The 6,285-nt window shown below is 68.6% G+C and carries 7 protein-coding genes; 5 read left to right on the top strand and 2 right to left on the bottom strand.

The features are described from left to right. The 3 genes from CFP71_RS35560 to CFP71_RS35550 all read left to right on the top strand — a co-directional run. Positions 1–675, top strand: a 675-nt coding sequence (locus CFP71_RS35560) for a TOBE domain-containing protein (protein ID WP_143267229.1), incomplete at its 5' end; no start/stop codon positions are given. A 10-nt stretch (positions 676–685) separates the two neighbouring features. Beyond that, positions 686–1,480: an HAD-IIA family hydrolase gene (locus CFP71_RS35555; RefSeq protein WP_093938329.1), complete on the top strand. Its 795-nt coding sequence runs from the start codon at positions 686–688 to the stop codon at positions 1,478–1,480. 38 nt (positions 1,481–1,518) lie between these two features. Then, a complete protein-coding gene (locus CFP71_RS35550; RefSeq protein WP_093938328.1) occupies positions 1,519–2,334 on the top strand; it encodes a metallophosphoesterase family protein in 816 nt (271 codons plus the stop codon). A gap of 88 nt (positions 2,335–2,422) precedes the next feature. Here CFP71_RS35550 and CFP71_RS35545 read toward each other — a convergent pair whose 3' ends face one another. Next, on the bottom strand, positions 2,423–2,797 hold the full coding sequence (locus CFP71_RS35545) for a YccF domain-containing protein (RefSeq protein WP_093938327.1): 375 nt from the start codon (positions 2,795–2,797) through the stop codon (positions 2,423–2,425). Then, on the bottom strand, positions 2,797–3,558 hold the full coding sequence (locus CFP71_RS35540; RefSeq protein ID WP_093938330.1) for a PhzF family phenazine biosynthesis protein: 762 nt from the start codon (positions 3,556–3,558) through the stop codon (positions 2,797–2,799). Before CFP71_RS35540 ends, CFP71_RS35545 begins: the two co-directional genes overlap by 1 nt. A 140-nt stretch (positions 3,559–3,698) precedes the next feature. On the opposite strand from CFP71_RS35540, the gene CFP71_RS35535 reads away from it, so the two are divergent. Both CFP71_RS35535 and CFP71_RS35530 read left to right on the top strand, forming a co-directional pair. Next, positions 3,699–5,357, top strand: a complete 1,659-nt coding sequence (locus tag CFP71_RS35535) for an AMP-binding protein (RefSeq protein WP_093938326.1) — start codon at positions 3,699–3,701, stop codon at positions 5,355–5,357. A gap of 164 nt (positions 5,358–5,521) precedes the next feature. Beyond that, positions 5,522–5,902, top strand: coding sequence for a hypothetical protein (locus CFP71_RS35530; protein ID WP_093938325.1), 381 nt, complete (start codon positions 5,522–5,524; stop codon positions 5,900–5,902). The last annotated feature ends 383 nt before the right edge of the window (positions 5,903–6,285 follow it).

Here is a 6,285-nt window from a genome sequence, read left to right as displayed (position 1 = left end):
TCCGGCGGGCAGGCGCGGCGGGTCGCGATCGCGCGGGCCCTGGCGGCCGAGCCGGGATTGCTGCTGCTCGACGAGCCCTTCGCCGCTCTCGACATCGACGCGGCGCCCGCCATCCGCGGCCTGCTCCGGCGGGTGCTGCGGGGAGGTCCGCCGACCGTGCTGGTCACCCATGACCCGCTCGACGCGCTGGCGCTGGCCGATCACGTCGCCGTCCTCGACGGGGGCCGGATCGTCGAACGCGGCGAGACCCGCAAGGTCCTCTCCGCGCCGCGCACGGCGTTCACCGCGCGGATCGCCGGGCTGAACCTGGTGCCCGGCATCGCCGTCGACGGCGGTTTGCGCACCTCGAGCGGGCTTTTGGCCGGAATCCCGGCGGAAGACGTCGCCGAGGGTGAAGCGGCGGTCGCGGTGTTCCCGCCCAGCGCCGTCGCCGTGTACCTGAAAGACGGCGAGCACCGGGGGAGCCCGCGCAACACCGTCGAGGGATTCGTCGACGCGCTCGAACCACACGGACCGGTGATCCGCGTCCGGTCCCGTGGTGACGGCTGGGCGGCCGGCCTCGCCGCCGATCTGACCCCCGCCGCGGTCGCCGAACTGGCGCTCGAACCCGGGACACCGGTCGATCTTTCGGTCAAGGCGGCGTCCGTGGCTGTTCACGCCGTCGCGGAACATTAGGGTGGGACCCATGAACGAGCGCCGTTGGACCTACCTCAGCGACATGGATGGCGTGCTGGTGCAGGAGGAGCATCTCGTGCCCGGCGCGGACGAGTTCCTCAAGGAACTGCGCGCCAACGACATCGGCTTCCTGGTGCTGACCAACAACTCGATCTACACCCCGCGCGACCTGCGGGCGAGGCTCGAGCGGACCGGTCTCGACATCCCCGAGGAGGCCATCTGGACCTCCGCGCTGGCGACCGCGAAGTTCCTCGCGTCGCAGCGGCCGAACGGCTCGGCGTTCGTGATCGGCGAGGCCGGGCTCACCACGGCGCTGCACGAGGTCGGCTACGTGCTGACCGAACGCGACCCGGACTACGTCGTCCTCGGCGAGACGCGCACGTACAGCTTCAGCGCCATAACCCGCGCGATCAGGCTGATCGAGGGCGGCGCGAAGTTCATCGCCACCAACCCCGACGCCACCGGCCCGAGCATGGAGGGTTCGATGCCCGCCACCGGCTCGGTCGCCGCGCTGATCGAGAAGGCGACCGGCCGTTCGCCGTATTACGTCGGCAAGCCGAACCCGCTGATGATGCGCTCGGCGCTGCGGCGACTCGGCGCGCATTCGGAGTCGACGCTGATGATCGGCGACCGGATGGACACCGACGTCCACTCGGGAATCGAGGCAGGCCTGCAGACGATCCTGGTGCTGACCGGCATCTCCACCCGGGAAAGCGCCGAGCACTACCCGTACCGGCCGACCATGATCATCGACTCGATCGCCGATCTGGTGGGGCGGACCGGTGACCCGTTCGGCGAAGGCTGAGCGAGTCGGCGGCGGACGGAGGGATTATCGTCACAAAGATGCACGACGATCAGCCCACGTCACCGACCTACGTGGTCGGTGACGTGCACGGACACCGGGACGACCTGGCCGAGGCGCTCCGGGAGAAGGGGCTGCTCGACTCCGACGACGACTGGGCCGGTGGCGAAGCGACCCTCTGGTTCCTGGGCGACTTCGTCGACCGGGGCCCCGACGGCGTCGGCGTCATCGACCTGGTGATGCGGCTGGAACGACAGGCCGCGACAGCGGGCGGGCACTGCGGGACGCTGCTGGGCAACCACGAGATCCTGCTGCTCGGGATGTACCACTTCGGCGACACGGAGGTGCCGTCCGACTTCGGGCCGCGCAGCTTCGCCCGCAGCTGGGAGATCAACGGCGGGCTGCTCTCCGATCAGGACCGGCTCACCCCGCAGCACATCGAATGGCTGACGTCGCGCCCGATGCTGACGCTGGCCGCGGACCACCTGCTGATGCATTCGGACACGCTCGAATACCTCGGCTGGGGCGAGGACATCGACGAGATCAACGCGCGCGGCCGCGAGATCCTCGAAGGCAGCGACATCGAGTCCTGGTGGGACGTGTGGCGGCGGATGACCACGCGTTACGCCTTCCGCGGGCCCGAAGGCGCCGACGTCGCGCAGCAGCTCATGGACCGGCTCGGCGGCGAGCGGATCGTGCACGGGCACAGCGTCATCGCCGACCAGCTCGGGATCCACCCCGCGCAGATCGAGGGACCGTATCTCTACGCGGGCGGGAAGGCGCTGGGGATCGACGGCGGCTTGTTCGTGGGCGGCCCCTGCCTGATCATCCCGCTGCCGTGGGAACCCGAAGACTGACCCCTCCCGGGTGTGTCATGAGGGGTCCCCTTAGGACAAAAAATGTCCGAAGGGGACCCCTCATGACACAAACCCGGGCCGGAGCGCCCTACGGAAGCTCCACGATCTCCTTGCCCAGCGGCATCAGCGAGACCGGGATCATCTTGAAGTTCGCCACGCCCAGCGGGATCCCGATGATCGTGATGCACAGCGCGACCCCGGTCAGCACGTGCCCGATCGCGAGCCACAGCCCGGCGAAGATGAACCAGATGACGTTGCCGATGACCGACGCGGCGCCGGCGTCACGCCGGTCCACCACGGTGCGGCCGAACGGCCAGAGCGCGTAGGCCGCGATCCGGAACGACGCCAGCCCGAACGGGATGGTGACGATCAGGATGCAGCAGATGACGCCGGCGACGACGTAGCCGAGGGCCATCCACAGGCCGCACAGCACGAGCCAGATGACGTTCAGGATCAGGCGCATCAGACGTGCAACTCCCCGCTGGCCACGGTGACGGCCTGCCCCGAAAGCAGGACGCGGTCACCTTCGAGATTCATGCGCACGATGCCACCGCGTGCCGAGGCCTGCTCGCCGACGAGCTCGTCCCGGCCGAGACGCGCGGCCCAGTACGGCGCGAGAACACAGTGGGCGGACCCGGTGACCGGGTCTTCGTCGATGCCGACACCCGGCGCGAAGAACCGGGTCACGAAGTCGATCCCCTCGACGTCGCCCGGAGCGGTGACCATCAGCCGTCCGGTCCAGTGCGCGCGCAGCGCGGCCAGGTCCGGCTCCAGCGAACGGACCACGGCGGCGTCGTCCACCACCGCGAACAGGTTCTGCAGGCTGCGCCCGACGTAGTCGAAGGAGACGCCTGGCAGGATCGACGAGAGATCGTCGTCCGACTCGCGGGGCGGATCCGACGGGAAGTCCATCGACACCCAGCCGTCTTCGGCGCGGCAGCGCAACTCGCCGCTTCTCGTGGTGAAGGTCTGCTCGCCGCCCAAGACGTGCGTGGTCGCCAGCGTCGCGTGCCCGCACAGGTCGACCTCGGTCTCCGGCGTGAACCAGCGAAGCGACTTCGGGCCTTCGCCACCGACCTCGACGAAGGCCGTCTCGGCGTGCTTCAACTCGGCCGCGACGGACTGCATCCAGCCCGCGTCGCCCGGCGAGTCCAGCAGCACGACACCGGCGGAGTTACCGGAGAAGGCCTCGGAGGTGAAGGCATCGACGATGTAGAGGCGCATGTCCCCGACGATATCGGGCATGGCCGGACCCGGCCTCCGGGTTTCCCCTGAGGTGGCGCGGGTCTCCACTTGCAGGTGGCCGCCGTCACGCCGCCTTCCTAGACTCGACGCGTCGCTACCGCCGAACGCAGGAGTTCTCCATGCCCGACGCCCCCGCAGTACCGAGCTACGCATCGGGAATCTCGGACACCCCGCTGCTGGGGGACACCATCGGCGACAACTTCGATCGCACCGTCGCCGCCTTCGGTGGCCGGGACGCGCTCGTCGACCGCGCGGCCGGGAAACGCTGGACCTACACCGAACTCGCCGCCGAGGTGAACGCGCTCGCGCTGGGCCTGCTGGACCTCGGGATCGCGAAGGGCGACCGCGTCGGCGTCTGGTCGCCGAACCGGTGGGAGTGGACCTGCGTCCAGTACGCCACCGCGAAGATCGGCGCGATCCTGGTCAACATCAACCCGGCGTACCGCTCGCACGAACTCGAGTACGTGCTGAACCAGGCCGGGATCAAGCTCATCGTGGCCGCGGAGTCCTTCAAGACGTCGGACTACGCGGGCATGATCGCCGAAGCGGGCCCGAAGTGCCCGGCGCTGGACCACGTCGTGCTGCTCGAAAGCGCCGAGTGGACGTCGCTGCTGGAGAACGGGCGCGGCGCCGACCCGGAGCGGCTCGCCGAGCGGCAGGGCGAGCTGTCCGCGGACGATCCGATCAACATCCAGTACACCTCCGGCACCACGGGTTTCCCCAAGGGCGCCACGCTGTCCCACCACAACATCCTCAACAACGGCTACTTCGTCGGCGAACTCTGCAACTACACCGAAGCCGACAAGGTGTGCATCCCCGTGCCCTTCTACCACTGCTTCGGCATGGTGATGGGCAATCTCGCGGCGACGACGCACGGCGCGTGCATGGTCATCCCGGCGCCCGCGTTCGAGCCGAAGGCCACCCTCGAAGCCGTCGCGGCCGAGAAATGCACCTCCCTGTACGGGGTTCCGACGATGTTCATCGCCGAACTGGCCGACCCGGACTTCGCCTCGCACGACCTTTCCTCGCTGCGCACCGGCATCATGGCGGGCTCGCCCTGCCCGGTCGAGGTGATGAAGCAGGTCATCGACAGGATGGGTATGGCGGAGGTGTCGATCTGCTACGGCATGACCGAGACGTCGCCGGTGTCCACGCAGACCCGCGCGGACGATTCGGTGGAGCGACGGGTGTCGACGGTCGGCCGGGTCGGGCCGCATCTGGAGGTCAAGGTCGTCGATCCGGAGACCGGGCTGACCGTGCCCCGCGGCGAGCCGGGCGAACTCTGCACCCGCGGCTATTCGGTGATGCTCGGGTACTGGGAGCAGGCCGACAAGACGGCCGAGGCGATCGACGCGGCGCGGTGGATGCACACCGGCGACCTCGCGATCATGGACGCCGACGGGTACGTCAACATCACCGGCCGGATCAAGGACATGGTCATCCGCGGCGGGGAGAACCTGTACCCGCGCGAGATCGAGGAGTTCCTCTACACCCACCCGGACATCCTCGACGCGCAGGTCATCGGTGTGCCGGACGACAAGTACGGCGAGGAACTGATGGCGTGGGTCCGCATGCGCGAGGGTGCGGCACCGCTGACCACCGAAGCGGTGCGGGAGTTCTGCGAGGGGAAGCTGGCGCGCTACAAGATCCCGCGCTACGTCCACGTCGTCGAGGAGTTCCCGATGACGGTGACCGGCAAGGTGCGCAAGGTCGAGATGCGGGAGCGGTCGATCAGCATCCTCGGGCTGGAGGCGGCGGCCGCGACCAAGCACGCCTGACCGCTGCTTCGGAGGCCTGCCGGAGCCGGATGGGCCGCCCGCGCGGTGTGATCGTTCACAGCTTTCCTACGCATGAGCTCCCGCGGCGACGGGCAGCCTGTGGTCAGGACGGTGACAGCGTCCCGAACAGAAATCCCACAACCGTAAGGAAACGGGGAATTCTCATGCGTACTATTCGCCGCACCATGGTCGCTTCGGCACTGGCTCTGCCGCTGATGATCGGAGCCGCCGGCATCGCCTCGGCGGACAGCTTCGGCAGCACCGAAGTCCAGGCCGGACCGGACGGCGCAGCGACGCACAGCGTGCAGTCCGAGACCCATCGCGGGTCGAGTTCGTTCCACGAGAACTCGGCTGCCGCGGGACCGGACGGGGCCGCGCACGACAGCACCTCCGCGACCGCCGGCAAGAACGGCGACAGCCAGTACCAGCAGCACAGCGGCTGGGCGGGCCAGGACGGTGCCGGGTCCAGTGAGACCCACTCCAGCACCGATGGCGGCCACGACCAGGGTGTCCTGAGCGGCACCCTCGGCGCGATCGGGCTCTGAGCGTAAGGGCTGAAGGGCGCTTTCCCCGCATGCCATGCGGGGAAAGCGCCCTTCGTCGCGTCGCATGTGGGGAAAGGCCCCTTCGCGTCGCGGCTGCTGGTGGGGTGGGTGAGGCGTCGGTCGGGGTGGTCGTGAGTGGCAAGTCGTTCTATCGAGAGGGAAGGGCGAACATGGCGTGATCGAGCCTCCGGTCGAGCAGGGCTTCTCCGTTGGATTCAGAGCAAGACCTTCGCGGCACAACCTGAACCGGTCCGCTGGAGCCGATCGCGACCCCAACTGTCCACAAGGGACGATTTTTCCAGCTGGGGTGCCCGTTTTGGGCACTTTGCTCGGCTTCGTGACGGGGTCGTGAGTGATAAAGAGGGTTAGAACCCTCTTTATCA

The organism is Amycolatopsis thailandensis, assembly GCF_002234405.1.
Lineage (GTDB): Bacteria > Actinomycetota > Actinomycetes > Mycobacteriales > Pseudonocardiaceae > Amycolatopsis > Amycolatopsis thailandensis.
The sequence above is the reverse complement of the archived record's forward strand: the minus strand, read 5'-3'. Positions and strand labels throughout refer to the sequence as shown.